The sequence below is a fragment of the Bacillus cereus group sp. MYBK245-2 genome (assembly GCF_051916145.1).
In the GTDB taxonomy this organism is placed as follows: domain Bacteria; phylum Bacillota; class Bacilli; order Bacillales; family Bacillaceae_G; genus Bacillus_A; species Bacillus_A pacificus.
In genome coordinates this window covers 68261-94899 of sequence record NZ_JBQAGB010000020.1, presented here as the reverse complement: position 1 = coordinate 94899, position 26639 = coordinate 68261, and the positions used below count along the sequence as shown (strand labels likewise).

Genomic DNA, 26639 nt, shown 5'->3' with positions numbered 1-26639 from the left:
GCTCGTCACGATGATTTTTTAAAGCACCCATCATAAGAAATCTCTCCTTTTCCTCTTTTTTATCAGTGTTGACACATAAAAAGAGGTTCAGACACAAAAACAGGCTGTGGAAAAGACTTTCTCCACAGCCTGAATGGGTAAGGTGTATTCACCTTACCCATTTTTTATATGCACAATTAAATAAGGCTTTATACTGTTGCTCTCTCTATTTAGCTTATGGACTATAAGTAGAGGAGAGAAAAAAATGAGTATATTAACGGTAGAAAATGTAAGTCATTCGTATGGTGAGAAGACCATTTTATATAATGCATGTTTTCGATTATTGAAGGGCGAACATGTTGGGTTAGTAGGGCAAAATGGAATTGGAAAATCAACATTGTTAAAGATTTTAACAGGAGAACTTATACATGATGAGGGGAATATTGAATGGTTTCCTCATGTGAAGGTAGGTTTTTTACAGCAGCATATAGATTTACAAGAAGGAATTACAATTGAGGGATACTTGCAAAGTGCATTTGCTGATTTGTATGTGATTGAATGCGAAATGTTAAAAATTGCTGAAGAAATGAATGGAGCAGGAGAAGTAGAAAAACTGTTAGTAAAGTATGGAGAATTACAAACTATATTGGAAAGCTCTAATTTCTATCACATTCATACAGAAGTTGAAGAAGTAGCAATCGGTTTAGGTTTATTTGAAATAGGTTTGAAAAAGGATGTATCGAAGTTAAGTGGGGGACAGCGAACAAAGTTATTACTTGGGAAGCTTCTTTTAGAAAAAGCTGATGTTTTATTACTAGATGAGCCAACAAATTATTTAGACACAGCCCATATAGAATGGTTGCAATCGTATTTGAGACTATATGAAAAAGCTTATGTAATCATTTCGCATGACGAATTATTTTTGAACAGTATTACAAATGTTATTTTTCATCTAGAAGGAGGGAAAGTGAAGCGATACGTAGGAAACTATGAAAAGTTTGTACAAAGTTATCAAGTGCAAAAGAAACAATTGCAATCGGCGTATGTGAAACAACAAAAAGAAATCTCTCAGTTAGAAACATTTATTCAAAAAAATAAAATTCGTAAAGCGAAACAGGCTAAAAGTCGAGAGAAAGTATTGGAGAAAATGCAAAGGATTGAAAAGATTCATCCTGTACCTCGATCCCGTTTTGATTTCAATGTTTATGAGGAGCCGGTGAGTCGTATATTGCAAGCTAAGAAACTAAGGATAGGTTATAGTGATCCGTTATTTCCAGAGCTGAATTTACAAGTGAAAAAAGGAGAAAAGATAGCGATTGTTGGTCATAATGGAATTGGAAAAACGACGATGTTAAAAACTTTATTAGGTCAAATAAAGCCGCTAAGTGGTTCCATTTCTGTTGGAGAACGAGTAAATCCTGCTTATTTTGCACAGGAAGAGTTTGCTTTAGAAACAACACCGTTAGAGAAAATTTGGGCAGAGCGACCAGATATGACAATGAAAGAAGTACGCCAAGCGTTAGCAAAGTGTGGATTAAAAGAAGAACACGTATTAAAACCTATTCGTTTATTAAGCGGCGGAGAACAAACGAAAGTACGTTTATGCGAACTTATCGTAACGAAAAGTAATGTTTTAATTTTAGATGAACCAACTAATCATTTAGATATAGAAACAAAGAAGTCTTTGCAGGAAGCGTTACAACAATATACAGGAACAGTTTTACTTGTCTCACATGAACCTGCTTTTTATGAAGGATGGATAACAAAAGTATGGAATATAGAAGAATGGAACGCTGAACAATATGAATAAAGAAAAGGCATTAGCTTGTATAAGCTAATGCCTTTTCTTTGTGATTAACATGATTTTCGAGAACTTTTACATGAGAATTGTATGAAGAAGCACTCTTATGGTGCGCTTATAAGCGTGCTTTTTCTTTTGTTATGTTTATATTTATAATAATACTAGATGCCTTTCCCTAATAGGCGACTATCTTTCTTTATATATATAGATAGTTTGAAATGGAATGAAAATAATTCCTATATGTAAAGGATAATGTGATTAGTATAGGAAGACAATAGAGCTTAAAGGAAATTCATGTAAAATTCAGATGAACTTCACGCGAACTTCATATTGGAAACTAAATATGATTATAATAGGTTATTATAATGTTTATTTGTGATTTTTCATAAAATTAAAAGTTTGAATTTAGGAGAGAGGAATCAAACCTAAATTCAAACTTTAGTGAAATAATTAGTGGAAGTTACGTTTAGTTTTCACTAATGGATGCATTTGTAAGTTCAGCAGGAGTGCCTGTTCCTGCTCCTCCGATTGTAATCGATCCACCAGGAGGAATTTCACCATTCCATCCTGCATTCGTAATTACGTAATGATTATTTATTTTACTACTAATTTTAGAATCCCAAACTTGTGTTAAATTGCCGTTATAATCAAATTCTAATTTCCAGCTTTTAATAGGGGTCGTTCCACTATTTTTAATTACAATCGAGAAGTTGTAACCACTTCCCCAATTTGAAGTGACTGAAAAGGTAGCATTGTTATTTCCACCAGGAGGTGTTGTGCTAGCATCGTCTGTTTTTACAATAATAGAAGTGGGCTGTGATTTATTCCCAGCGGCATCTTTTGCTATTATTGAAAATTTGTATTCTGTATTAGATTTTAAGTTTTTAATTATAATGCTATTTGTTGTTGTACTCCATTTCTCTTCCCCAGCAGTAATTTCATATTCCGTAACTCCTACGTTATCAGTAGATGCAGTCCAGTTTAATTGAACTGAGTTTGAATTTTTATTTGTAACAGCAATATTTTTTACGTTTGTTGGTGACTCAGTATCTTTTTGACTAATAGGTCCACCTAGTAATTCTTTTACTAACGTATCAAGTAATTTAGGTCCACTACAACTATATTTTGGACTTGTACGGCAATCTCCGCTGAGTTCCCAAAACATTGCGCCACTTAAACCTTTTGTCTTTATATAGTCTGTTTTATATTTCATAGATTCGTTGTCATCATAGCTAATAAACATACCTGTAGTAGCATTATATAAATAAGGTACTTTCGCTGCATCGTTCCATCCGCGAACAAAACCATTTTTATTAACATAATTAGCCGCTAAATCACCATAATCGTATACACCTGTATCACCGGTAGAATAATCATCCCAAGTACCTTTAGAAGCGAGTTTTCCATCACTACCTGGCTTACAAGGTTGGTATTGGCCGTTATTTTCTTTTCCGCAACTTTTCCATCCACGTCCGTAAAAAGGTACACCTAATACGAGTTTATCTGCTGGAACCCCTTCATTTGTATAAATGTCTATCGCACCATCTACGTAAAATTTCGTATCCGCTGCTGGGTCATTTGGATCTTTGTATAGAGCTGCATTATGGTTAGAAGTAGCTTCCCATCCACCGTGGAAATCATATGTCATAATATTAATCCAATCCAGTATTTGAGAGATTTTCTTTAGCTCTGTATGATCAGCATAACGTTGGCTTGCACCTGATGCGATTGTTAGTAAATATTGTTTGCCATCTTCTGCACCAGCTTTTGTTAATGCATTTCGAACTTCTTGAAGGAGTAGAGTGAAGTTTTGCTTATCTTCAGGACGATAACTACCACCAGGAATCGTTTCTACGCCCGGATATTCCCAATCTAAATCAACGCCGTCAAATCCATATTCGCGTAGGAAATCGACTGTAGATTCAGCGAATACTTTTCTTGTTTTTTCATCAGCGGCCATGTCAGAAAAGCGGTTAGACCAAGTCCAGCCACCAACAGAAATAATTGTTTTTAAGTGAGGATACTTAGCTTTTAATCGTTTCAGTTCGCCGAAATTTCCGCAGCGTGCGTATTTATCACAATCTTCCCAAGTTGTACCTGAGCCAGGATAAGATTTTGTGACATCGGCCCATGGTTCACCGAGTACGAGAGTACCATTAGGGACTTCTTTATTTTGCAGTGGTACACCAGATTCTTTACAGTTCCACGTTTGTTTATTTGGATTATCGGGGTGAGTAGAAGGGTTTCCATGTTTTCCATTCCAGCAAATATCAGCGAAAGCGTAGTTTAAATGAGTTAGTTTTGATGCATCAATGTCTGCAACTTGATAATTACGTCCGTAAATGCCCCACGAAGGAAAATACCCAACAACTTTTTGACCTTGCTTTGGTGACTCTGCTAATGCGAAATTTGGAGTAATAAAGTTTGTGAGAAAAAGAGGTAAGAAGAGTAGTAGGGATAGTAATAGCAGTGTGAATTTTTTTGATTTCATAGTCATTTCTCCTTTCAAAGTAAAAGATATATTTAAAGGCATGCGCCAATAAATCAAAATGAATCTAGACAAAAATGATCAGACATCACGAAGTCTATACAAGGAGCTGAAGCTGATTAAATCGTAGCAAATGTAAGATTTGGTGTAAACGCTTTATTGAATTCGAAAAGACTTTCTCAATATGAAATGGCTCTAATACAGATTACACATGAAAATAAAATATCGATTAGGGAGGAAAGGGCTTCTTGGAGTTAAATTTGAGAAAAAATTGTATGAGGTCAATTTGTAATAGCGTAGCAAGATAATGAAATTTCATGTAAAATAATAGTAAAAATATGTAAGGGGGGGAGTATTGTGGATGTGTTTTTGAATATTGCCGAAGAAAAGATTCGACAAGCAATACGGAATGGAGACCTTGATCATATTCCGGGAAAAGGAAAACCACTACAATTAGAAGACCTTTCAATGGTACCTCCAGAACTTAGAATGAGTTATAAAATTTTAAAAAACGCGGGCATGATTCCACCAGAAATGGAACTACAAAAAGATATATTAAAAATAGAAGACTTAATTGCGTGCTGTTATGATGAAGTAGAGAGAATAAAGTTACAAGAAGAGTTAACAGCAAAAACGCTTCGTTTTCAGCAGGTAATGGAAAAGAGAAAGATTAAAGATAGTTCAGCTTTTCGTATGTATCAAGATAAAGTATTTCGTAAATTACGCTAAGAGGGATAAGATGAATACATTTAAAACGATAGAAGAATTAGCGACATATATTGAAGAACAACAATTAGTACTTCTGTTTATTAAAACAGAAAATTGTGGTGTTTGTGATGTTATGTTAAGGAAAGTAAATTACGTATTAGAGAATTATAATTACGTAGAGAAAATAGAGATATTGTTACAAGACATGCAAGAGATTGCGGGGCGATATGCTGTATTTACAGGTCCAACAGTTTTATTATTTTATAATGGAAAAGAAATTCTTCGTGAATCACGCTTCATTTCGCTTGAAAATCTAGAGAGAACCATTCAATTATTCGAGGAATAAGGGAGGCTTTTATATGGAATTTATTATTTTCATACTATTATTTGTTGTAGTTGGAACAATCTTAACAGCAGTTCGATCAAACAAAAAGAAGGTAAATCTTACAAAACAAAATAACATTCATAACTCATCTAACAACTCATCACCATTATTTTTCTTTGCGGGATCTGATAATGATAGCTCGCATGGAGGTTCACATGATTGTGGAGGATCTTTCGGTGGAGATAGCGGAGGCAGCTGCGATGGTGGCGGAGGTGGCGGTGATTGATGAGAATACGCCCTATAAGGGGCGTATTTCTTTTTAAACAAACGTTTGATTAGTTGGTTTACATATGCATAAAAACAGTTAAACAAACGTTTGATTAAATATTTTTAATATACTAAGGGGAATGGAAATGGAAAGAGAACCGAAAGTGAAAAACAAGGGGAAAGTAATGTTATTTTTAGTAGCTGCGGGAGGCATATTTCTTGTTAAATTAGGATTTAAAATTGGAACAATACACATGATTCGAACGTGGTTTGAGAGTACGTTTTCTTAAATAAGAAATATAGCCTCTTGTAATAGAGGTTTTTAATTTGTTATTATTAGACTGAACGGTCGGTTTAAAGAGGTGTGAATATGAGAAGAAGTGCAGAAGAGATAAAGAAAGAAATTGCATATAAAGCAGAAAGTCTGTTTTCACAGAAGGGCTACGCAGCTACATCTATGGAAGAGATTTGTGAAATTACAGAGCGAAGTAAAGGAAGTATTTATTATCACTTTAAAAGTAAAGAAGAATTATTTTTATTTGTAGTAAAACAGCATACGTATGATTGGCTTGAAAAATGGAATGAAAAAGAGAAGTCGTATAGTACGAATACTGAAAAATTATATGGTCTCGCGGAATATCATGTAGCGGACATACAGCAACCAATTTCAAATGCAATAGAGGAATTCTCTATGAGCCAAGTTGTAAGTAAAGAGATTTTGGATGAACTATTAGCTTTAACTAGAGAATCATATGTTATGTTTGAGAAACTAATTGAAGCAGGCATACAGTCTGGAGAGTTTCGTGAAGATAATACGCGCGATCTTATGTATATTGTGAATGGATTATTATCAGGGCTTGGAGTACTTTACTACGAGTTAGATTATAAAGAGTTGAAACGTATTTATAAAAAGGCAATAGATGTATTGTTAAAAGGAATGGCAGCTGAATAATAAGTCAGTTGCTTTTCTATAAAATAAATTAGACCGAACGGTCGGTTTATGAAAGGGGAATGAAAATGAACACTTTATTTAAAAACCGAGCATTTATGCTCGTTATGGCATCTGATATTTTACAACAATTTGCAATTTGGATTAGAAATATGGCTCTTTTGTATTTCATAATGGAGCGAACGAATAATGATCCAGTTTCCGTTTCATTGTTATCGGTTATGGAATATGCACCTATTTTTATTTTCTCGTTTATCGGTGGTGCGCTAGCTGATCGCTGGAATCCGAAAAGAACAATGGTCGCTGGAGATGTATTAAGTGTAATGTCTATTATAGGAATTGTCCTGTTGTTAAAACTGGATTATTGGCAGGCTATATTTTTTGCAACACTCATTTCCGCAATTGTAGGTCAGTTCTCTCAGCCATCATCTTCGCGTATATTTAAGCGCTACGTGAAAGAAGAACAGATAGCAAATGCGATTGCATTTAACCAAACATTACAGTCATTATTTCTGATCTTTGGACCAGTGGTAGGATCGCTTGTGTATACACAACTTGGTTTATTTACGTCGCTATATAGTTTAATCATTTTATTTTTGTTATCTGCTATCGCTCTTTCATTTTTACCGAAATGGGTTGAACAAGAGCAAGTGGCAAGAGATTCATTAAAAAATGATATAAAAGAGGGTTGGAAATACGTTCTTCATACGAAAAATTTACGTATGATTACAATCACTTTCACCATTATGGGCTTAGCTGTTGGACTAACGAATCCGTTAGAGGTGTTTCTTGTAATAGAACGCCTTGGAATGGAAAAGGAAGCAGTTCAATATTTAGCTGCAGCTGATGGAATAGGTATGTTAATTGGTGGTATTGTTGCTGCGATTTTCACTTCAAAAGTGAACCCGAAAAAGATGTTCGTATTCGGTATGGGCATATTAGCGATATCGTTTTTAGTAGAAGGGCTATCTACATCATTTTGGATTACTAGTTTCATGAGATTTGGAACAGGTATTTGTCTAGCTTGTGTTAATATCGTTGTCGGTACGCTTATGATTCAACTTGTACCAGAAAATATGATTGGAAGAGTAAATGGAACAATTTTACCACTGTTTATGGGGGCAATGTTAATCGGAACTTCAATAGCTGGAGGATTAAAGGAGATGACCTCATTAGTTACTGTATTTTGTATAGCGATGGCACTTATTTTATTTGCGATAGGGCCAGTTCTACGCATGCAAATAAATAAAGGGGATGTCGCTAATAAAGAGGAACTAACAAATTCATTAGCCTCGAAATAACCATTGTAAGGGAGCTGAATAGCTCCCTTTTCTTGTGACAGTCTTTTGACAATGAAATGTACCGACTATATACTAATGTTGTAAAAACGATTTTACATGTTAGGAGAAAAGATGTGAAAAATCAAATTTATGAATTACGCACTGAGAATAATATTTCACAAGGTGCATTAGCTGATAAGTGTAAAGTTTCAAGACAGACGATAAATGCAATTGAGAATAATAAATATGATCCAAGCTTAGCATTAGCTTTTCGTTTAGCGGAAGTATTAGGAACAACTGTTGATAAACTATTTTTGTACAAGCAGTAGGGGGAGTAGTTGTTGGGGAAAGAGAAAATAAGCCTTTTCGTTACTGTATTAGTGGCTATAGGTACGTTAGTGTTTGCACTTTACTATTGGTTAACTGAACTTCAAGTAAACTGGTATGCACTATTTATTTGTAGCATCGCGTTACATTATCTATTTAAAAGTTTGGCATCACATAGCGTTGAAGGGGATACTGAGGAGAAAGAGGATTTAGAAAAACATGTATTAAAAACAAGTGCCAATGTTACATATTATGTACTCGTTGTATTAATTTTTGGCTTGTTTTTCGCATCGGTAGGGTTTAATAGATGGATTGATTTTCATAACATACCGCTTTTGTTTGCGTTATGTGCTGCGATAGTTGTAAAGCCAGCTGTTGAGTTTTTAATTGTAAGACGTTATAGATAAAAAAGATCCTCTTCTTGCATGAAGAGGATCTTCTTCTTATAGCATTTTAGTTTTTGGACTAGGTGGTGTAACGGATGTATTATTTTCAGGGACCTTAGTTAATAAAAATCCACCGATAATAAACAACACAATAATACTAAGGACACCGGCGTTTGTTTTTCCCGTTAATTGCGTTGTAACACCGACTAATACTGGACCCATAATCGCGGCAAACTTGCCAAATATATTATAAAATCCGAAGAATTCATTTGCCGATTCTTTAGGTACTAGTTTTGCAAAATAGGAACGACTAAGTGCTTGAATCCCGCCCTGAGAAGTGGCAACTAACATTGCTAAAATCCAGAAATCGAGTGTCGTTTTTAAGAAATAAGCATATGTGCAGATAATGATATAAATAATAATACCGACATATAGCATTTTTTTACCGGTAAATGTCTCCGATAGTTTTCCGTACAATAAAGCGAATGGACAAGCTACAATTTGTGTGACGAATAATATGATTAATAGATTTGTTGCACTAATACCGAGGTCTGTTCCGTAAGCGGTGGACATAGTAATAATTGTATCGACCCCATCAATATAGAAAAAGTAAGCAATTAAGAACATAAAGACCGTTTTATATTCTTTAATATTTTTAAAAGTATCAGCAAGGCGTTTGAAGCTCATTGTAATTGGTCTTGGGTGACGTTCAATATAGTGCGTTTGTTCTACGTTTTTTAGCATTGGAATTGTAAATAATCCCCACCAAAGAGCTGTGATTGCAAATGAAATTTGACTAGCAATGCCAACTGATAAAGGGATAGTTCCTTTTTGAGCAAGAATGATAAGAGCGATACAACCGATAAATGGAATAGTACTCCCAATATAGCCTAAAGCGAAACCTCTCGTAGAAATTCGATCCATTCTATCTTCAGAAGTGACATCTACTAAAAATGCATCATAAAAAATATTTGCTCCAGCAAAACCGACTAATGCGAGCATATAGCATCCTAGTAATAAGTACCACTGAGATGTTGGGACGACTGCTAGCATACTTGTAAAGACGATACCGAGTCCAAAGAAGAATGTGAAAAATCGTTTTTTAAATCCTTTATAATCAGCAACTGTGCCGAGAATAGGAGCAAGTATAGAAATTAAAAGTGTTGCGAACGAGTTTGCATATCCCCAATATGCTGTTGAAGTTGCACCAGATAACCCAGCTTCCTTTGCAGCTGCTTTAAAGTAAATTGGGAATAATGCGGTTGTAATGACGAGCGAATATACGGAGTTCGCCCAATCGTATAATATCCAGCTTTTTTCTTGTCTGGACATTTTTTTCATATAATGTTCCCCCTCAAATTTGTTCTACTAACAGTGTACAAAAATAAAAATTATAAAAAGAGAAACAATGATGAATTTTACATAACTTTTACATATATACACAGTTCTTTACAATTGGAGTAAATCCTCTACAATTGATCCGTCTGTTTCACCTAAGTGTAAACCGAGTAGTCTAGCGATAGTTGGGCCTTCATCAATAAGTCTCATATACGGTATGGTAGTGCCGCTTTTTATCCCTTTCCCGGCAGCTATAAAAATTGTTTCATAGTTAGGTTTTGCTGGAGAGTATCCATGCGTACCAAATGTATATTTTTTACTAGGCGTAACATCTTTTTCAGTAATTTCTTTTATAAAATCTCCTGTATAGTTTTCAGTGAAATAATACCCTTCTCGTGCTTCCAACATAAATAAACAGTTACCATCTGCACCGCATTCCTTCGCATCTTCATCATGAAGTATAAATTCAATACCGTTTTGTTTATTTTGAAGCAGTTCTTCAAGGAGTAGTTGTACTTCTCGAATTGTATCGGTATCGTTTTTGTCTTTCACATATACATAGGCGGATCCATCGCAACTTTGGCAATAAGCATTCCAGTCTACTAATTTGCCTTTTGAATTTATAGAGATAAGCCCTTTTTGATGAAATAGTACATTTAATTGAATGGCTTTGTTTTCACTTAAAGCGCTATGATCACCAAGAGCGATAATGGTGCTCTCTTCGTATAGTCCACTGTCTTTTAAAGCTTGAATAATTTTCCCTAGTCGCTCATCATGTCTATGAATTGCGGCTATTGTTTCTTTGGATTCAAAGCCGTGATAGTGTCTTTGGGTGTCTAAATCGGTGAAATGTACAAACATGACATTAGGCTTTTTTGTCTGGATTGTATGCACAGCAGAAGCAAGTACGAAATCATCAAGTTCAGGTTGTGACAGTCCATTTCGTATATGACCGAAACGACCATTTAAATCTAATTGGTATAGCGGGCTACCGCTAAATAATGAAACTAAAACTTGATTTTGCCACGGTCTATTTGGAAAGATTTCTGGTAAATTGTAATCAATATTTGCTCTGCCGGTAACAGGCCATAGAAGAGCAGCTGTCGTTAAATTTGCTTTATGTGCTTCATCATATAATGTTGTTCCTTGTATTGATTTTCGGTACCAATGCCAATCGGGTGATTCACGTCCAGGTTGAAGTAACGTATTGCTAACAACACCATGTTTATTAGGATAATTACCAGTTACGATTGTTGAGTGACTTGGATAGGTTACAGAAGGATAGATGGGCTCTACTTTTTCGACAACCGTACCCTTTTTGATTAGAGATTGGAAGTGAGGTGATTTTTGTAGTATAGGAAAATCTAAAGCTGATAAACAGTCGAATGATAAAATGATGACACGATTCGTTAATGCTTTATCCATAAAGTAATCCTCCTAATTATATAAAACCTATTACTATATATTACTATTAATACCTAGTAATAAAAATGTGTTTTTAAATAAAATTTATTATTTATTTTCAGAAAAGTTAAACATATAATTAAGTATAAGGGAATGAATGAAAGGAGGGAATACTGTGGATCTGCTAGATGGATTTAGTATCTTTTACATCATTGGCGGAATTACGATTATTCTTGTATTTGCTATTTCGTATTTACTAAAGAAAAGGTTTCCAGACAAGCAGTTTGATATTATATTTGCACTTAGTTTAATACTTCTTTGCTTAGCATCCTTTCCCGTTACAATGATGGTTATTGGTGGATGGGAAGGAATGGGATATGGATTTATTGGTTTCTTCGTCCTACTTGGTACACTTATCGGTATGATTGCACATCAACTTGTGAAAATTACGAGAAAAAGCTACGTATAAAACTGTAAAAAATGAAAAGAATATATAAAAAATAAGAAAATTCACTCTTGTTTTAGGGTGAAATTTATATTATGATATTCAACAAATTTACTTCGTTATAACGATGAAAAAGGACTAGTACATGTTCAACCTTTTTAGCAGAGAGAGAATCCGTCAGGCTGAAAGATTCTTAAAAAGGCGATATGGAACCTACCTTTGCGTTCTGCATATGCAGCGGGAATTTCCCGTTATCAAAAAGAGAGCATGCGCAATTTTTGTGCATGAATCAGGGTGGTAACGCCGGCAAAGCTCGGTCCCTATTTAGGGGCGCGGGCTTTTTTGTATTTTCTAGAAGGAGGAAGACTGACTATGGCAAAAGAACAAGTACAAGCGATTACGAAGATGGAAGAGGACTTTGCACAGTGGTACACAGATATTGTAAAAAAAGCAGAACTTGTTGATTATTCAAGTGTAAAAGGATGTATGATTCTACGCCCGTACGGCTATGCCTTATGGGAAAATATGCAGAAAGTGATGGATGAGAAGTTAAAAGCAACTGGTCATGAAAATGTGTATATGCCAATGTTTATCCCAGAGAGCTTATTACAAAAAGAGAAGGATCATGTAGAAGGATTTGCTCCTGAAGTAGCATGGGTGACACATGGTGGGGATGAAAAGTTAGCAGAAAGACTTTGTATACGCCCTACATCCGAAACTTTATTCTGTGAGCATTTTTCAAAAATTGTGCAATCCTATAATGATTTGCCAAAGTTATATAATCAGTGGTGTTCAGTAGTTCGTTGGGAAAAGACCACGAGGCCATTTCTTCGTACAACGGAATTCTTATGGCAAGAGGGTCATACAATTCATGAAACAGCAGAAGAATCTCAAGCTGAAACATTAAATATTTTAAATCTATATGCTTCTTTCTGTGAAGACTACTTAGCGATACCAGTAATTAAAGGACAAAAAACAGAAAAAGAAAAATTTGCGGGCGCAAAGGCGACTTATACGATTGAAAGCTTAATGCATGATGGGAAAGCACTTCAAACAGGAACATCCCATAACTTTGGAACGAATTTCTCTGAAGCATTTGATATTAAATTTTTAGATCGTAACGGTAAGTGGCAATATGTACACCAAACATCTTGGGGCGTATCAACAAGAATGATAGGTGGACTGATTATGGTTCATAGTGATAATAATGGGCTTGTAATGCCTCCTAAAGTCGCACCAGTGCAAGTTGTTATTGTACCGATTGCTCAGCATAAAGAAGGCGTTTTAGCGAAAGCAACAGAGTTACAAGAACATATTCAAAAGGTTGCACGAGTAAAAATAGATGCTAGCAATAAAACACCTGGTTGGAAATTTAATGAGTATGAAATGAAGGGAATTCCAATTCGATTAGAAGTTGGTCCGAAAGATATTGAAAAGAATCAAGTTGTACTCGTAAGAAGAGATACGAAAGAAAAAGAGTTTATAGCAATGGATCAATTAGAAGAACGCATTCCAGCACTACTTGAGGAAATTCATAACTCTTTATTTAATAAAGCAAAAGTATTTCGTGATGAAAATACGTATAGTGTGACGAAGTTTGAAGAGATGAAAAAAGTAGCTGATGAAAAGCAAGGATTTATTAAGGCGATGTGGTGCGGGGAACTAGCCTGTGAAGAGAAATTAAAAGAAGAAGTCGGAGTATCTTCTCGCTGTATGCCTTTTGAACAAGAACATATAACTGATGAATGTATTTGTTGTGGTAAAGAAGCTAAACAAATGGTGTATTGGGGAAAAGCGTATTAATGCTCTTTTGGATAGGAAGGATGAAAAGGACTTTGGGCTGCATAATAAAATGCAATCCAAAGTCCTTTTTAGTTTTACAATTTGTTTCATGTATTTTTAAGATGGAAGGATATGTTTTTATTTTGCGTTTTTACGGCGAATGAATAGTAACATACCAATTAGGAATGTTGAAAGTCCCATTAAAATAGATGCAGGATAATGTGTTGCAGTATTCGGTAACTTATCGCCTTGTTTTTTCGCGTTATCTTTTACGTTACCACCTTGAGAGCCATTTCCTCCTTGAGAACTGCTATCGCCTTTACCACGGTTACCTCCATGAGAGTCATTTCCCCCTTGAGAACTGCTATCGCCTTTACCACGATTGCCGCCAGAGCCGCTGCCACCAGAACCGTTACCGTCAGAACCACTGCCGCCAGAGCCGCTGCCACCAGAACCGTTACCGTCAGAACCACTGCCGCCAGAACCACTGCCGCCAGAACCGTTGCCGCCAGAGCCGCTGCCATCAGAACCGTTGCCGCTAGAGCCGCTGCCACCAGAGTCGCTGCCACCAGAACCGTTACCGTCAGAACCACTGCCGCCAGAGCCATTGCCGCCACTGCCATCAGAACCGTTGCTACCAGAACCGTTACCGTCAGAACCACTGCCGCCAGAGCCATTGCCGCCACTGCCATCAGAACCGTTGCCACCAGAACCGTTACCGTCAGAACCACTGCCGCCAGAGCCATTGCCGCCACTGCCATCAGAACCGTTGCCACCAGAACCATTGCCGCCAGAGCCGTTGCCGCCAGAGCCGTTGCCGCCAGAGCCGTTGCCGCCAGAGCCGTTGCCGCCAGAGCCGTTGCCGCCAGAGCCGTTGCCGCCAGAGCCGTTGCCGCTAGAGTCGTTGCCGCTAGAGCCATTGCCGCCAGAGCCGTTGCCGCCAGAGCCATTGTCACCAGAACCACTATCGTCCTGAGAACCACCGTTTCCTGGTGGTTTATTATTATCTTTTGAGTTACCTTCTGCGAAATGATCGTTATTTTGTACAAGCGCATTTGTTACTGGAGAGAAGTTTTCTGTTGCTGCATTACCAATGTTTAAACCACTAAAAAAAGATAAAGAAAGAGTTGATGCTAAAATAAAAATTTTCGTCATTGATTTCCTCCTGAAACATTAATATTCCATCTAAAATACATCTCTTTGTAATATTTCATAGGAAAAAGAGTTTTATGCAAAAAAAACTATATATAGAAAAAGGTGGTATATTTCTAAAGAGAGAAAAGAGTGAGTGTAAATTCTTTATAATAGTAGAGTGGTGGGAATTTCACACCCATTCCAGTAGAGGAAGTGACAGCAGATGAAAGAGTATATTGCATTTGATATTGGTGGTACACAAATTAAATATGGAATTGTTTCAGAAACAGGAACAGTACTAAAGCATAAAACAGTTCCAACAGAAATTCATTTGGGCGGGGAACAAATCATTCAAAAACTCATTCTTTTATCAAAAAATTTAATGGGTAAACATACGATTTCGGGAATTGGCATTAGTACTGCGGGAATTGTTGACGTTAATAAAGGGATTGTGACGGGAGGTGCGGATCATATTCCAGGTTATAGTACGATTCCTATTATTAATAGATTGCAAGAGGTATTAAAAGTTCCTGTATCCATTGATAATGATGTGAATTGTGCAGCGTTCGGAGAAAAGTGGAATGGTAGTGCAAGAGAGAAAGAAAACTTTATTATGCTCACCCTTGGAACTGGTATTGGAGGAGCAATTTTTATAGATGGAGAGTTATATAGAGGGCATTTGTTTAGTGCTGGCGAATGGGGAAATATGTTAATAGAAGGAAAGCCGTTTGAAGAGATCGCTTCCATTTCAGGGTTAATTCGTCTTGTGCGAAAATATAAAGATGAAAGTGATTGGAATGGAAAAAAGATTTTCGAACTGTATGATAAAGGTGATAGGGAAGTTACCCAAGCAGTTGAGGTTTTCTTTAAACATTTAGCGATTGGAATTAGTAACCTTGCTTATATTTTTAATCCAGAAGTGATTGTTATAGGTGGAGGAATTACTGATAGGGGAAATGAGTTTTTAAAAGAAGTAAAAGAAGAGGTCAGTAAATACTTAAATAAAGAGATTTATAGTAATTGTGAGATTGAACTTGCGCAAAACGGTAATTGTGCAGGAATGGTTGGTGCTATTTACCACTTCTTACATCATCATAAGTAAATTATATGAATGTTTTCATATAACTGAGAATTTATCCTTTTTATCACTAGGTAAATAATGCTACAATATAAGGGAAGAATACAATATTTTCCGTCTTGGAAAATGCTTTGTAGAAAGGAAGAAACTGCATGCCTATTATTTTAGAAAAAGGTCAAAAGATCGATTTAACGAAAGGACAACCAAAAGTAGCAAAACTACAGGTTGGCTTAGGCTGGGATCCAATTGGGCAATCAGGTGGGTTTCTGTCTTCATTATTTGGAAGTAAACCAAATGTAGATTGTGATGCATCTGTTGTTATGTTAGAAGGAGATCGTTTTGTTAATAAAAACGATTTAGTATACTTCGGAAACAAACTTTCTACTTGTGGTAGTATTATTCATTCAGGAGATAATTTAACAGGTGAAGGCGAAGGTGACGATGAAACAATCTTTGTAGAATTGCATAAAGTCCCAAGTCGTATTAACCGTTTAGTATTCGTTGTAAATATTTATGATTGTGTAAACAGACGTCAAGACTTTGGTATGATTCGTAATGCTTACATTCGTATTCAAAATCCTCATACAGGTGAGGAATTAGCACGTTATAATTTATCAGAAAACTATGCTAGTAAAACAACTTTAATTGCAGGAGAAATGTATCGATACGAAAATGAGTGGAAGTTTTCAGCAGTTGGAGAAGGCACACAAGATAAAAACTTAAGTGAGATTGTATCACGTTATCAATAGGATAAACTAAGGAGGAATTTAAAATGGCATCTATTTCTTTAAAAAAGGGACAAAAGGTAGATTTAACAAAAACAAATCCAGGTTTATCAAAAGTACTTGTAGGGCTTGGCTGGGATACGAACCGTTATGATGGACAAGCTGATTTTGATTTAGATGTTAGTATCTTTTTAGTAGGTGCGAACGGTAAAGTTTCAGGCGCAGAGGATTTCGTTTTCTACAATAACCCAAAAGGCGCGAATGGTGCTGTAGAGCATTTAGGAGATAACAGAACGGGTGAAGGCGAAGGCGATGACGAAGCGATTAAAGTAGATTTGAAAAATGTACCTGCACATATCGAACGTATTTGTTTCACAATCACAATTTACGATGGAGAAGGCCGTAGCCAAAACTTTGGTCAAGTTTCTAACTCATTCGTACGTATTGTAGATGAAGAAAAGAATGCAGAGTTAATTCGTTACGATTTAGGAGAAGATTTCTCCATTGAAACAGCTGTTGTAGTAGGCGAATTATACCGCCATGCAGGTGATTGGAAGTTCAATGCAATCGGAAGTGGATTCCAAGGTGGATTAGCGTCTCTATGCAATAACTTTGGTTTAGATGTAGAGTAATAGATTAATATATCCATCGATGAAATGCATGTTTACTGATGGATATATTTTTTTAGATAAAAATATAGAGGTGAATATAAATGGCTATTCAGTTACAAAAAGGACAGAAAATCGATTTAGGTAAAACAAGCCCTGGCTTAACAAAAGCAGTAATTGGTCTTGGGTGGGATATTAAGTCTTATGATGGTGGAGCTGATTTCGATTTAGATGCATCTGCCTTTTTATTAGATATGAACGGAAAATGTACGAAGGAAACTGATTTTATTTTCTATAATAATTTACAGTCTCCTTGTGGATCAGTTTTACATACAGGTGATAACCGAACGGGTGAAGGTGAAGGCGACGATGAGCAACTTGTTGTAGATTTGAAGAAAGTTCCAGCAGATGTGCACAAAATTGCTATTACAGTTACGATTTATGATGCGGAAGGTCGTAGTCAAAACTTTGGACAAGTAGGAAATGCTTTCGTTCGTTTAGCAAACGAAGAAACGAATGAAGAAGTTCTTCGCTTCGATTTAGGGGAAGATTTCTCTATCGAAACAGCAGTTGTCTTTTGTGAATTATATCGTCATAATGGACAGTGGAAGTTTAATGCAGTAGGAAGTGGATTCCAAGGTGGTTTAGGTGCGCTTGTAAGAGCGTATGGCTTGGATGCATAGAAAGGAAACGATATTCGTTTCCTTTTTTTGACCTTTCTATAAATCTAGCAAAGAATAGGGGATATAGGTAAGATGAGTATTTTGCAAGGAATCCTTGATACGTATGCTCAGTTTTTCGACTTGGACATGTGGATTAAAGTGTTGCAAGATCCAGTATCGTGGGGATTAATAGGTACACTTGTTGTACTTGAAGGATTACTATCTGCTGATAACGCACTTGTGTTAGCGGTAATGGTAAAACACCTTCCAGAAGAGAAGCGTAAAAAGGCTTTATTCTATGGACTTATTGGAGCGTATTTATTCCGCTTTATTGCGATTGGAATTGGAATGTTCTTAATTAAATTAGCATGGGTAAAAGTGTTAGGTGCACTTTACTTAGCTTGGCTTTCAATTAAATACTTTATTGATAAAAGAAAAGGTAATGCAGAAGAAGAGGAAGCTCATGGTATGAACCAAAACAGTATTCTCTTCAGAATGTTTGGTGTCTTCTGGGGAACGGTTGCGATGGTCGAATTAATGGATATCGCGTTCTCTGTAGATAGTGTACTTGCTGCATTTGGTGTATCAAATGAAGTTTGGATTCTATTGTTAGGCGGAATGCTCGGTATTTTAATGATGCGTGGTATCGCTGGTGTATTCTTAAAGTTGTTAGAGCGTATCCCAGAACTTGAAACGACAGCATATATTTTAATCTTAATTATTGCAACAAAAATGCTATTGTCTGTTATTCATATTGAAATAAGCCATACATTGTTCTTCGTTATTTTAGTTGTAGCATTTGGAGCAACATTTGTACTTCACTACGTGAAGAATTCTGGACAAGCTAAAGAAGAAGTTGCTGCTACTAAAGAAGACAATAAATAATTGAAATGGGTTTGCTCGTTTTGCGAGCGCCCATTTTTTATAACCAAAAATAGTTTATAATAGAAGAAAGACTTAGAAAAAGTAAATGTTTTTGGAGGTGAACTGTTGTGTTTTCACGTTTTACACTTCAACCATATGCATTAAAAGATGAATCAGATTTAAAGCAATTTGAAACGCTTTTAGAAAAACGTCCACAATATGAGCTGACAGAGAATGAGATGAAATTTAGTTATATAGCATGTCGAATCCTTGGCGTTCCTAATGATGTAGATGAATATTTCAATGAATTATTTGATTATAGTGAAGCGAAAGGAATTGAAGTTTTACACGAACAAAATTTAAATAAAGTGATTGATTCAGAAAAGCTTCGTCACATTCAAGAGGTGTTCGGATTACATCAAGAAGCACCAAATGGTCTAACAGTAAATAGGCTAGTGGCACACTTATCTGGGAAACAACTTTTACCGAAAGTAGACAATCCGGATTTACAGCATTATATACATACAACATTTATTTCTGTATTGAAATTATATGAGAAACAACATAATCAATCTCTAAAGACAGAAGGCTTCCGTCGTTTCTTAATCGACATGATTAAATTAAGCGAAAATTACGTAGCGAAGTGGTTCTCTACTATTAACTATAAGAAACAAATGCCACGTATCGTTTGGTACGGTGATGCACAGGAAAGCCGTATATATTTCTTATACTTTCTTATTATGCTCGGCTGCGATGTACTTTATTATCACCCAGAAGGAAAAGATGGATTTGAGAATGTTGATGAGGAAGGAAGAAGTTTTATTGTGTCTCATCCAAGTCGCATTTCTCTTGAGCCATTTCCAGATCGCCGCCGCGAGCGTGTTGCAACAGTGGCATATCAAGCTTCAAAAGAAATTGAACAAGTACTTCACCACGATAATTCACTATTATACAAGCCGTGGCAATTCCGTTCATATACACCTGTAGCACGTACATTAAAAACAACATACGATGAACTATTTTTAATTACGAAAGAAAAGGCGTTTGTACGCCCGACATTCTTTGTTGAAAATAAACACATTTATATTCCATCCCTATTTGCGAAAATATCAGGTGTTTCAAAGAATGATAAAGAGTATTTTCAGCGATTAAAGGCTGTTACATCATTTGATAACAGTTTATTAATTAATACATTTCCGTTTACGAAAGAACAAAAAGCAAATTTCCAATACCATTATCGAGATGCATTAGACCGCGGAGGGAAATTGCATCCAGATTTAATTATGAACAGTCATTGGTGGCCGCATAAACGATTGCCAGAAGGATTACAACATGGTATTGCAGAAGCGATTATCCATACGTGTGAAAGTGAAATGTGTAAACCAATTGCAAAAGAGACGAAACAAGATGTAGCGCTATATGTTTTCGCGCAACTTTCTCAAATACCACCGAATATTTTAGAACAGCTTGAGAAATTTGATTATTCACAAGATGTACCGAAAATTGTTATATTTAATAATGAGAAGAGTGGAGAGTTAACTCGTTCTGATGCTGTTTTATTACTATTTTTAAATCAAATTGGAGTAGATGTATTCCATTTCAATCCAACGGGAAGAAACGATATTGAACCGTATATTGAAGCTGGGGCATTTGATTCACATTGGCTTGAAGAGGTTAATTTCGATCTTGAGTTTCATGGTTCATCAGCCTATAAAAATTTATCACAAACAATAAAAGGACTATTTCGTCCATTTTTATAAGGAAAGGGAGAATACCATATGAATAACCCAGTCGTACTAGATTCGAAAACAGAATTAAATGAGCAAACAGCACAAGATGTTCGCTTGCAACTTAGACAAGATGCGGATGTACAACGTATTTATAATGCGGTAGATATTAAAGATCAATTAGAATTAATTGAACTTGGAAAAGAACCTTCTATGGAAATTTCACGTTTTGCTGATCAAATTTTACATACGATGTCATTATCAAAGATAGAAGATTCTGGTGAATTATTAAAACAGCTTGGTAAAATTATGGACCGATTCGATAGCAAAGACTTTGCGGAAGAGAAAAGTGGTTTCTTCTCACGTATGTTCAAAAAAGCGGATAAAATGATTGAACAAATCTTTAGCAAGTATCAAACGATGGGCCGTGAAATTGATAAAGTGTATGTGGAAATTACGAAGTATCAAGATGAAATGAAAAAATCAATTGGTACGTTAGATGGTTTATATGAGCAAAACTTAAAATATTATTTAGACTTAGAAAAATACGTAGTAGCAGGAGAAATGTTATTAGAGCGTTTAAATACAGAGTTAGTTCCGATGTATGAAGAGCGTGTACGTAATAATGATCAATTAGCAGGTATTGAATTAGAGTCGCTTAAAAACTCTGTTGAAATTTTAGAACAACGTATTGATGATTTAGAAAAAGCGCGTATGGTTGCGTTACTGACAGCACCACAAATTCGAATGATTCAACGTGGTAATAATAAATTAATTGGTAAAATCAATACAGCATTTATTACGACGATTCCTATCTTTAAAAATGGTATCATTCAAGCGGTAAATGCGAAGCGTCAAAAGCTTGTTGCAGATTCCATGGCTGAACTGGATCGCCGTACAAATGAATTACTTAAGAAAAATGCACAAAATATCGCAACGCAAAGTGTGGAAGTAGCGAGATTATCCGGTTCTTCTAGTATTAAGATGGAAACACTTGAGGAAACTTGGAACATTATTTCAAGAGGTATGCAAGAAACACAACAAATTGAAGAGCAAAACAAACGTGAGCGTGAAGAAAGTCGCAAACGTATGGCTACATTAACTGAGAACATTAAAAAAGAATTACAAGGGTAAATGAAAAGGCAATGAGGACTATTCCTCATTGCCTTTTAGTTTTTCTTCGCTAATTTAATGATTTCATTCACAACGAGCGGAATGATACTTAATAAGAGAACAAATCCCCAATCTCGCAGCGTTAATGCATGCACACCGAATATATTTGCAAGGGGCGGAATGGAGATGATACAAACTTGCATAAGAACACCGATAAGAAGGGAGAAGACTAAATATTTATTTGTAAAAATCCCAATTGAAAAAATTGATTTCGTTCTTGAACGCAAGTTAAATGAATGAACGAGCTGAGAAAAACTAAGAACGACAAATGCCATCGTTTGAGCGTGTAATAGAGCATCCTCATCAATTCGCTCTGGGAAAAGAGGGAATAAATTTGTATCTCCAGTATAGAACTTTGCTCCGGCGATAAAGGCTATTAGCGTTAAAAGTCCAATGACAACCCCATTGAAAATAAGGAAAGGAACGCTACCGCTAAATAAGCTTTCTTTCGCATGTCGTGGTTTTTCCTTCATCACATCAGGATCTTCAGGATCCACCCCAAGTGATAATGCAGGCAGCGTATCTGTAATTAAATTTACCCACAAAATGTGAATAGGTCGTAGTGGTGTTGCCCAGCCGAGTAAAATGGCTAAAAATAAAGTGATAATTTCTCCGAAGTTACAAGAGAGTAGGAAGAGAATTGATTTTTTTATGTTACGATAAATGTTTCTACCTTCCTCAACAGCTTTCACGATAGATGAGAAATTATCATCTGTTAATACGACATCCGCTGCCCCTTTTGCAACGTCTGTTCCTGTAATGCCCATCGCTACGCCAACATCTGCTTGTTTTAAAGATGGAGCGTCATTGACGCCATCACCAGTCATAGAAACGATATTGCCTTTTGCACGTAATGCTTTTACGATCTTTACTTTATGTTCTGGAGAGACTCTAGCGAATACATGTAAGTGATCAATTTTGCTTGCTAGTTCTGTATCTGAAATGTTATCTAATTCAGTTCCAATCATAATTTCACATATGTCTTCAGCAATGCCAAGTTCTTTGGCAATGGCGAAGGCGGTATCTTTATGGTCACCAGTAATCATAACTGTGCGAATACCGGCTTTTTTACATTCTGTAATGGAATCTTTTACTTCAGTTCGCGGTGGATCAATCATACCGACAAGACCAATAAAGATGAGGTTTTCTTCGAGATGATCTATATCCACATTGCTTGAATTGTATTGTTTAAATGCGAATGAAAGTACTCTTAAAGCTTCTCGGGACATTGCCCTGGCAGCTTCTAATATTTGATTTTTATCAGCCTCTGTTAGAACTTCGATTTTATCGTTTTTCAATATGTGGGTACACCGAGGTAAGAGCTTATCGATAGCACCTTTCGTCATGCTATAGTAGCTTTCATCGTATGTATGTACAGTTGACATCATTTTACGATCTGAATCGAAAGGTAGCTCATTAATACGTTCATGTATTTTTTCTAAATAATCTTTTTGCATATTAAAAGTGCTTCCGGCAACGAGAAGAGCAATTTCAGTCGGGTCTCCCGTTTGTGATTCATTGTTGTAAGACGCATCGTTACATAGCACCATATTTTCTAACAATAGACGTTGCACATCATTATTTACATTTAAATTTTCTAATTGATCGTATGTGTTATCACTATAAAAGTGAGTAACGGTCATTTTATTTTGTGTTAACGTACCTGTTTTATCTGAACAAATAATTGTGACAGAACCGAGAGCTTCGACAGCTGGTAGTTTCCGAATGATAACATTTTGTTTAATCATACGCTGCACACCAATTGCAAGAACGATGGAAACGATAGCTGGCAAACCTTCTGGAATAGCTGCAACGGCTAAACTAATAGCAGTCATAAACATTTCTAGTGTATCTCGTCCTTGTAAAAAGCCGATGAGAAACATAACGATACAAATCGCTACAGCAACAAAGCCTAAATACTTTCCGACTTGTGCTAAGCTTTTTTGAAGTGGTGTCATATCATCGTCTGCTTCATGCAACAGGGTAGCAATCTTACCAATTTGTGAGTTCATTCCAGTTTCAACAGCAACACCGACGCCTCTTCCGTATGTTACAAGGGTAGACATGAAGACCATGTTTTTTTGATCACCGAGTGGTACTTGTTCATCACTTTGCATGGAAGGGTGGTAGATTGCATCTTTATCAACAGGGACAGATTCACCAGTTAGAGCAGATTCTTCAACTTTTAAATTTACGGTTTCGATAAGGCGTAAATCGCATGGGATATATCGTCCGGCGTCGAGCATAACGATATCACCTGGAACGACGTGCTCAGATGGAATTTCTTTTAGTTCACCATCTCGCTTGACGATAGCTTTAGGTGTCGCCATCTTTTTCAATGCCTCTAAAGCTTGTTCTGCTTTCGATTCTTGGACGACACCGATAACAGCATTTAAAACTACAACGAGTGCAATAATACTTGCATCAGCCCATTCACCTACAAAGGCTGAAATAAGAGCAGCAATAATAAGGACATATACGAGGACGTCATTAATTTGGGCGAAAATACGTTGCCATAAAGTGCGTTTTTGTTTTGTAGCTAATTCATTAGAACCGTATTGCTTTAAACGTTCACTTGCAATTTCTTCTGTTAAACCGTGTTGTTCATTTGTTTCTAAGTCGATTAATGTTTGATCTTTCGTCTTACTGTACCAATTGCTCATAAGTAAGCACCTCCAGTAAAAACAGTTAGCAATGGTAGTGTTGCTATTATTTGTGAGTAGTATGTATGGAGAAAAAATCTAAGGTAAGGTTCTACTTCTATTGTACAATATTTTACAGTTGCTTGAGGGAAAGAGAAGAGTTGTCATGAATTTGTTGGAAATAAAAAAGAGCCTCATAAACGAGGCTTTTTACTTTTTAATTAATGTACCTAATTCTTCTGTAATAGCTTGCATTTCACTAATGCTGAATGTTTCACGTTTCATAACATGCTCATAAATGTCACGTAAGTCTTCGTACATTTCTTCATTAAAGCTAGCAGCTCTCATCGCTCCAGCATTAACCATACGTAATTTTTCTTTAATAGCTTCGACCATATATTCAACGTTTTCTTCTGACTTTACGGATAAATCCACCGAAGTGTCCCCCTTTAAAATAACATAAGGCTATCTTAACATTTTTTATCATTTTCGTTAATGAATCTTTTCAATCCTATTAAATTAGTAGGGATTTCCTTTATATTTAATAATTGGTTGTTTATACTATAAGTATATATAAAGAAATGCACCAAGAAAGGAAGAAACAAAAATATGGTTCAAGTATTGTTTGTTTGTCTTGGGAACATTTGCCGTTCTCCAATGGCAGAAGCGATTTTTCGAGATCTTGTCGTAAAAGAGGGACTCGAAGAGAAAATTGTCATTGATTCTGCAGGAACTGGAGATTGGCATGTTGGCCATCCGCCACATAAAGGAACACAAAAAATTTTAAAAGAAAATGCAGTCACTTTTGAAGGAATTAAAGCAAGGCAAGTAGAAAAAGAAGACTTAACAAAGTTTGATTATATTATTGCCATGGACAACAAGAATATAGCAGATTTAAAAAGTTTAGGTAAAACTGGAGGCTATATTGGTAGGCTGTCCGATTTTGTTCCAGACGGTGGCTGGACAGACGTTCCCGACCCTTACTATACAGGGAATTTCCAAGAAGTATATGACCTTGTAACAGAAGGGTGTGCAAAGCTATTAGCTTTCATTCGAAAAGAACAAGGAATATGAGGAAGCTTAGAAAGAAATACTTTCTAACATAAGAAATGAAAGGGTGAAGGAATATGGCAAAGAAAAATAATATTGCTCGAAACATTGCGATTGGTGTAGCTGCAGGTGTAGCTGTATCTATGTTGAAGAAAGAAAACCGTGAAAAAGTAAAAAATACTGCAGAAAAAGCAAAAACCAAGATGATTGAAATTGGTGAAAATGCAAAGATCAAAGAAAAAGTGCAAACTGTTACAGATAAAGGACGCGAACTTGCTGATTTAAATGTAGTGAAAGCAAAAGTAGCAGAAATTAAAAAATTGACGCCGTCTGTTGTAGAGACGTTAAAAGAAACGAAAGAAATTTTTAGTAAGAAAAAGGTTGAGCCAGCAGAGAAGCCAGAAACGATTGAAATTCAAGCTGTTTCTCCAAAGGTAGATGAGCTGAAGGCAGAAGAAGAGCCGGTAGTTGCTGAAGATGGCGGTATGAAAGAAGCGCGTGAACTATTTATGAAAGACTCCAATGTAGAGGAAAAAAAAACTGAAGCGTACATTGAGTTGAAGCAAGATAAAGAAGAGAAGAAAAGCGTTTAACCATATATGAGAAAAATTTTAGAAAAGGTGAGAAGAAATCGTACTTATTCGTTTGGTAAAGATTTATATGACCGAACGATGCGCGATGATGTAGCGGGCTTGGCAGCACAGCTCGCTTATTTCTTCTTGCTTGCGATTTTTCCTGGGCTTGTTTTCTTAATTACGCTTCTTGGATTCATTGACCTTCAAACAGAAAGTGTGCTCAACTTATTAGAACCGTACGTACCCGAAGATGCAATGTCTTTAATTGAAGTAAACGTTGATAAAGTTGTAAATGAGCAAAATGGTGGTTTATTATCATTTGGTTTATTATCAATGCTATGGTTTGCTTCAAATGGTGTAAATGCGGTGATGAATGCTTTTAACCGTGCGTATGATGTAACGGAAACACGTTCTTTTATTAAAACGAGAGCTTTATCAATTGTGTTTACGTTAGCGATTATTTTTATGATTGTGTTTGCGCTAATTGTTCCAGTGTTTGGACAAGTCATTGGGGCAGCTGTATTTAAAGCAATTGGTTTATCGGATAGCTTTTCTTACGTGTGGAGTATTACGCGTTTAGTAGCGAGTTTCTTCGTGTTATTTGCATTGTTTAGTTTTTTATATACATTTGCACCAGATCGAAAATTAAAAAGAAGAGAAGTCATTTCAGGAGCAACATTTGCTACTGTAGGATGGATTGTGGTATCGTACTCATTTGCTTATTATGTAGATAAGTTTGCGAATTACGCCAATACATATGGTGGTCTCGGTGGTATTATTATTTTAATGTTATGGTTTTACTTAACTGGATGGGTAATTTTACTTGGCGGCGAAATTAATGGTTTACTCCATCATTATAGGACGGGTGACAATAATTCCCGTAATGAAAAGTGAGCTCTTGTTCCATAATAAAAAGGAACAG

The 26639-nt window shown here is 36.0% G+C and carries 27 protein-coding genes and 1 other annotated feature; of the genes, 21 read left to right on the top strand and 6 right to left on the bottom strand.

Annotated features, from left to right (window positions below; translation table 11 throughout):
* Positions 1-244: 244 nt before the first annotated feature.
* Positions 245-1789, top strand: a complete 1545-nt coding sequence (locus tag ACTFRN_RS24715; RefSeq protein ID WP_074615470.1) for an ABC-F family ATP-binding cassette domain-containing protein — start codon at positions 245-247, stop codon at positions 1787-1789.
* Between the two features lie 457 nt (positions 1790-2246).
* On the opposite strand, the gene ACTFRN_RS24710 is transcribed toward ACTFRN_RS24715, so the two are convergent.
* On the bottom strand, positions 2247-4271 hold the full coding sequence (locus ACTFRN_RS24710; RefSeq protein ID WP_000837164.1) for a glycosyl hydrolase family 18 protein: 2025 nt from the start codon (positions 4269-4271) through the stop codon (positions 2247-2249).
* Positions 4272-4625: 354 nt separating this feature from the next.
* On the opposite strand from ACTFRN_RS24710, the gene ACTFRN_RS24705 reads away from it, so the two are divergent.
* The 8 genes from ACTFRN_RS24705 (at position 4626) to ACTFRN_RS24670 (ending at position 8531) form a co-directional block, all read left to right on the top strand.
* Positions 4626-4997: a J-domain-containing protein gene (locus tag ACTFRN_RS24705; RefSeq protein WP_000382358.1), complete on the top strand. Its 372-nt coding sequence runs from the start codon at positions 4626-4628 to the stop codon at positions 4995-4997.
* Positions 4998-5007: 10 nt separating this feature from the next.
* Positions 5008-5322, top strand: a complete 315-nt coding sequence (locus ACTFRN_RS24700) for a thioredoxin family protein (RefSeq protein WP_001091337.1) — start codon at positions 5008-5010, stop codon at positions 5320-5322.
* Between the two features lie 13 nt (positions 5323-5335).
* Complete coding sequence (locus ACTFRN_RS24695; RefSeq protein ID WP_000394354.1) at positions 5336-5587, top strand: hypothetical protein; 252 nt, start codon at positions 5336-5338, stop codon at positions 5585-5587.
* A gap of 127 nt (positions 5588-5714) precedes the next feature.
* Positions 5715-5858 (top strand): hypothetical protein, encoded by a 144-nt coding sequence (locus ACTFRN_RS24690; RefSeq protein WP_014893343.1) that lies wholly within the window; start codon positions 5715-5717, stop codon positions 5856-5858.
* Between the two features lie 80 nt (positions 5859-5938).
* Positions 5939-6520, top strand: a complete 582-nt coding sequence (locus ACTFRN_RS24685; RefSeq protein ID WP_088106326.1) for a TetR/AcrR family transcriptional regulator — start codon at positions 5939-5941, stop codon at positions 6518-6520.
* A 65-nt stretch (positions 6521-6585) separates the two neighbouring features.
* Positions 6586-7818: an MFS transporter gene (locus ACTFRN_RS24680; protein WP_001093905.1), complete on the top strand. Its 1233-nt coding sequence runs from the start codon at positions 6586-6588 to the stop codon at positions 7816-7818.
* A 56-nt stretch (positions 7819-7874) separates the two neighbouring features.
* Positions 7875-8126 carry a helix-turn-helix transcriptional regulator gene (locus tag ACTFRN_RS24675; RefSeq protein WP_001974760.1) on the top strand — a complete coding sequence of 84 codons (252 nt, stop codon included), beginning with the start codon at positions 7875-7877 and terminating at the stop codon, positions 8124-8126.
* Between the two features lie 12 nt (positions 8127-8138).
* Positions 8139-8531: a hypothetical protein gene (locus ACTFRN_RS24670; protein WP_014893342.1), complete on the top strand. Its 393-nt coding sequence runs from the start codon at positions 8139-8141 to the stop codon at positions 8529-8531.
* A gap of 36 nt (positions 8532-8567) precedes the next feature.
* On the opposite strand, the gene ACTFRN_RS24665 is transcribed toward ACTFRN_RS24670, so the two are convergent.
* Both ACTFRN_RS24665 and ACTFRN_RS24660 read right to left on the bottom strand, forming a co-directional pair.
* Positions 8568-9851 carry an MFS transporter gene (locus tag ACTFRN_RS24665; protein WP_000738823.1) on the bottom strand — a complete coding sequence of 428 codons (1284 nt, stop codon included), beginning with the start codon at positions 9849-9851 and terminating at the stop codon, positions 8568-8570.
* Between the two features lie 108 nt (positions 9852-9959).
* A complete protein-coding gene (locus tag ACTFRN_RS24660) occupies positions 9960-11273 on the bottom strand; it encodes an alkaline phosphatase family protein (RefSeq protein ID WP_088106327.1) in 1314 nt (437 codons plus the stop codon).
* A 154-nt stretch (positions 11274-11427) separates the two neighbouring features.
* Between ACTFRN_RS24660 and ACTFRN_RS24655 the strand changes: the two genes are divergently transcribed.
* Positions 11428-11721: a YesK-like family protein gene (locus ACTFRN_RS24655; protein ID WP_000364817.1), complete on the top strand. Its 294-nt coding sequence runs from the start codon at positions 11428-11430 to the stop codon at positions 11719-11721.
* A 94-nt stretch (positions 11722-11815) separates the two neighbouring features.
* Positions 11816-12022 (top strand) — a binding site (T-box leader).
* 47 nt (positions 12023-12069) lie between these two features.
* Positions 12070-13500: a proline--tRNA ligase gene (gene proS / locus ACTFRN_RS24650; RefSeq protein WP_001040949.1), complete on the top strand. Its 1431-nt coding sequence runs from the start codon at positions 12070-12072 to the stop codon at positions 13498-13500.
* A 117-nt stretch (positions 13501-13617) separates the two neighbouring features.
* On the opposite strand, the gene ACTFRN_RS24645 is transcribed toward proS, so the two are convergent.
* Positions 13618-14634, bottom strand: coding sequence for an LPXTG cell wall anchor domain-containing protein (locus tag ACTFRN_RS24645; RefSeq protein ID WP_438907694.1), 1017 nt, complete (start codon positions 14632-14634; stop codon positions 13618-13620).
* Between the two features lie 202 nt (positions 14635-14836).
* On the opposite strand from ACTFRN_RS24645, the gene ACTFRN_RS24640 reads away from it, so the two are divergent.
* The 7 genes from ACTFRN_RS24640 (at position 14837) to ACTFRN_RS24610 (ending at position 21411) form a co-directional block, all read left to right on the top strand.
* Positions 14837-15715 (top strand): ROK family protein, encoded by an 879-nt coding sequence (locus tag ACTFRN_RS24640; RefSeq protein WP_000666136.1) that lies wholly within the window; start codon positions 14837-14839, stop codon positions 15713-15715.
* Between the two features lie 128 nt (positions 15716-15843).
* The gene (locus ACTFRN_RS24635) at positions 15844-16440 is read left to right on the top strand and encodes a TerD family protein (protein WP_001121593.1); all 597 of its coding nucleotides are present in this window, start codon (positions 15844-15846) and stop codon (positions 16438-16440) included.
* 23 nt (positions 16441-16463) lie between these two features.
* A complete protein-coding gene (locus ACTFRN_RS24630) occupies positions 16464-17048 on the top strand; it encodes a TerD family protein (RefSeq protein ID WP_000146721.1) in 585 nt (194 codons plus the stop codon).
* Between the two features lie 80 nt (positions 17049-17128).
* Positions 17129-17707, top strand: a complete 579-nt coding sequence (locus ACTFRN_RS24625) for a TerD family protein (RefSeq protein ID WP_001007530.1) — start codon at positions 17129-17131, stop codon at positions 17705-17707.
* Between the two features lie 72 nt (positions 17708-17779).
* Positions 17780-18571 carry a TerC family protein gene (locus ACTFRN_RS24620; protein ID WP_000025691.1) on the top strand — a complete coding sequence of 264 codons (792 nt, stop codon included), beginning with the start codon at positions 17780-17782 and terminating at the stop codon, positions 18569-18571.
* Positions 18572-18678: 107 nt separating this feature from the next.
* A complete protein-coding gene (locus ACTFRN_RS24615; RefSeq protein ID WP_014893340.1) occupies positions 18679-20310 on the top strand; it encodes a YceG family protein in 1632 nt (543 codons plus the stop codon).
* Between the two features lie 18 nt (positions 20311-20328).
* Entirely contained in the window at positions 20329-21411 is a 1083-nt protein-coding gene (locus ACTFRN_RS24610; protein WP_001064413.1) for a toxic anion resistance protein, read from the top strand.
* 35 nt (positions 21412-21446) lie between these two features.
* Here ACTFRN_RS24610 and ACTFRN_RS24605 read toward each other — a convergent pair whose 3' ends face one another.
* Positions 21447-24113: a cation-translocating P-type ATPase gene (locus ACTFRN_RS24605; RefSeq protein ID WP_088106202.1), complete on the bottom strand. Its 2667-nt coding sequence runs from the start codon at positions 24111-24113 to the stop codon at positions 21447-21449.
* A 189-nt stretch (positions 24114-24302) separates the two neighbouring features.
* Complete coding sequence (locus ACTFRN_RS24600) at positions 24303-24527, bottom strand: DUF1128 domain-containing protein (RefSeq protein ID WP_000366197.1); 225 nt, start codon at positions 24525-24527, stop codon at positions 24303-24305.
* Positions 24528-24701: 174 nt separating this feature from the next.
* Between ACTFRN_RS24600 and ACTFRN_RS24595 the strand changes: the two genes are divergently transcribed.
* The 3 genes from ACTFRN_RS24595 to ACTFRN_RS24585 are packed head-to-tail and all read left to right on the top strand — an operon-like array spanning position 24702 to position 26611.
* Positions 24702-25166 (top strand): low molecular weight protein-tyrosine-phosphatase, encoded by a 465-nt coding sequence (locus ACTFRN_RS24595; protein WP_000250909.1) that lies wholly within the window; start codon positions 24702-24704, stop codon positions 25164-25166.
* Between the two features lie 53 nt (positions 25167-25219).
* A complete protein-coding gene (locus tag ACTFRN_RS24590) occupies positions 25220-25735 on the top strand; it encodes a DUF4075 domain-containing protein (RefSeq protein ID WP_001085393.1) in 516 nt (171 codons plus the stop codon).
* Positions 25736-25741: 6 nt separating this feature from the next.
* Positions 25742-26611, top strand: a complete 870-nt coding sequence (locus ACTFRN_RS24585; protein ID WP_001226530.1) for a YihY/virulence factor BrkB family protein — start codon at positions 25742-25744, stop codon at positions 26609-26611.
* Positions 26612-26639 lie beyond the last annotated feature (28 nt).

Bases quoted from the DNA above. Each gene is read 5' to 3' on its own strand.
- ACTFRN_RS24660 (WP_088106327.1), bottom strand. From the start codon at position 11,273: ATGGATAAAGCATTAACGAATCGTGTCATCATTTTATCATTCGACTGT.
- ACTFRN_RS24675 (WP_001974760.1), top strand. From the start codon at position 7,875: ATGTACCGACTATATACTAATGTTGTAAAAACGATTTTACATGTTAGG.
- ACTFRN_RS24690 (WP_014893343.1), top strand. From the start codon at position 5,715: ATGGAAAGAGAACCGAAAGTGAAAAACAAGGGGAAAGTAATGTTATTT.
- ACTFRN_RS24680 (WP_001093905.1), top strand. From the start codon at position 6,586: ATGAACACTTTATTTAAAAACCGAGCATTTATGCTCGTTATGGCATCT.
- ACTFRN_RS24605 (WP_088106202.1), bottom strand. From the start codon at position 24,113: ATGAGCAATTGGTACAGTAAGACGAAAGATCAAACATTAATCGACTTA.
- ACTFRN_RS24625 (WP_001007530.1), top strand. From the start codon at position 17,129: ATGGCTATTCAGTTACAAAAAGGACAGAAAATCGATTTAGGTAAAACA.
- ACTFRN_RS24695 (WP_000394354.1), top strand. From the start codon at position 5,336: ATGGAATTTATTATTTTCATACTATTATTTGTTGTAGTTGGAACAATC.
- ACTFRN_RS24620 (WP_000025691.1), top strand. From the start codon at position 17,780: ATGAGTATTTTGCAAGGAATCCTTGATACGTATGCTCAGTTTTTCGAC.
- ACTFRN_RS24640 (WP_000666136.1), top strand. From the start codon at position 14,837: ATGAAAGAGTATATTGCATTTGATATTGGTGGTACACAAATTAAATAT.
- ACTFRN_RS24585 (WP_001226530.1), top strand. From the start codon at position 25,742: ATGAGAAAAATTTTAGAAAAGGTGAGAAGAAATCGTACTTATTCGTTT.
- ACTFRN_RS24630 (WP_000146721.1), top strand. From the start codon at position 16,464: ATGGCATCTATTTCTTTAAAAAAGGGACAAAAGGTAGATTTAACAAAA.
- ACTFRN_RS24595 (WP_000250909.1), top strand. From the start codon at position 24,702: ATGGTTCAAGTATTGTTTGTTTGTCTTGGGAACATTTGCCGTTCTCCA.
- ACTFRN_RS24685 (WP_088106326.1), top strand. From the start codon at position 5,939: ATGAGAAGAAGTGCAGAAGAGATAAAGAAAGAAATTGCATATAAAGCA.
- ACTFRN_RS24715 (WP_074615470.1), top strand. From the start codon at position 245: ATGAGTATATTAACGGTAGAAAATGTAAGTCATTCGTATGGTGAGAAG.
- ACTFRN_RS24610 (WP_001064413.1), top strand. From the start codon at position 20,329: ATGAATAACCCAGTCGTACTAGATTCGAAAACAGAATTAAATGAGCAA.
- ACTFRN_RS24665 (WP_000738823.1), bottom strand. From the start codon at position 9,851: ATGAAAAAAATGTCCAGACAAGAAAAAAGCTGGATATTATACGATTGG.
- ACTFRN_RS24590 (WP_001085393.1), top strand. From the start codon at position 25,220: ATGGCAAAGAAAAATAATATTGCTCGAAACATTGCGATTGGTGTAGCT.
- proS (WP_001040949.1), top strand. From the start codon at position 12,070: ATGGCAAAAGAACAAGTACAAGCGATTACGAAGATGGAAGAGGACTTT.
- ACTFRN_RS24645 (WP_438907694.1), bottom strand. From the start codon at position 14,634: ATGACGAAAATTTTTATTTTAGCATCAACTCTTTCTTTATCTTTTTTT.
- ACTFRN_RS24700 (WP_001091337.1), top strand. From the start codon at position 5,008: ATGAATACATTTAAAACGATAGAAGAATTAGCGACATATATTGAAGAA.
- ACTFRN_RS24635 (WP_001121593.1), top strand. From the start codon at position 15,844: ATGCCTATTATTTTAGAAAAAGGTCAAAAGATCGATTTAACGAAAGGA.
- ACTFRN_RS24710 (WP_000837164.1), bottom strand. From the start codon at position 4,271: ATGAAATCAAAAAAATTCACACTGCTATTACTATCCCTACTACTCTTC.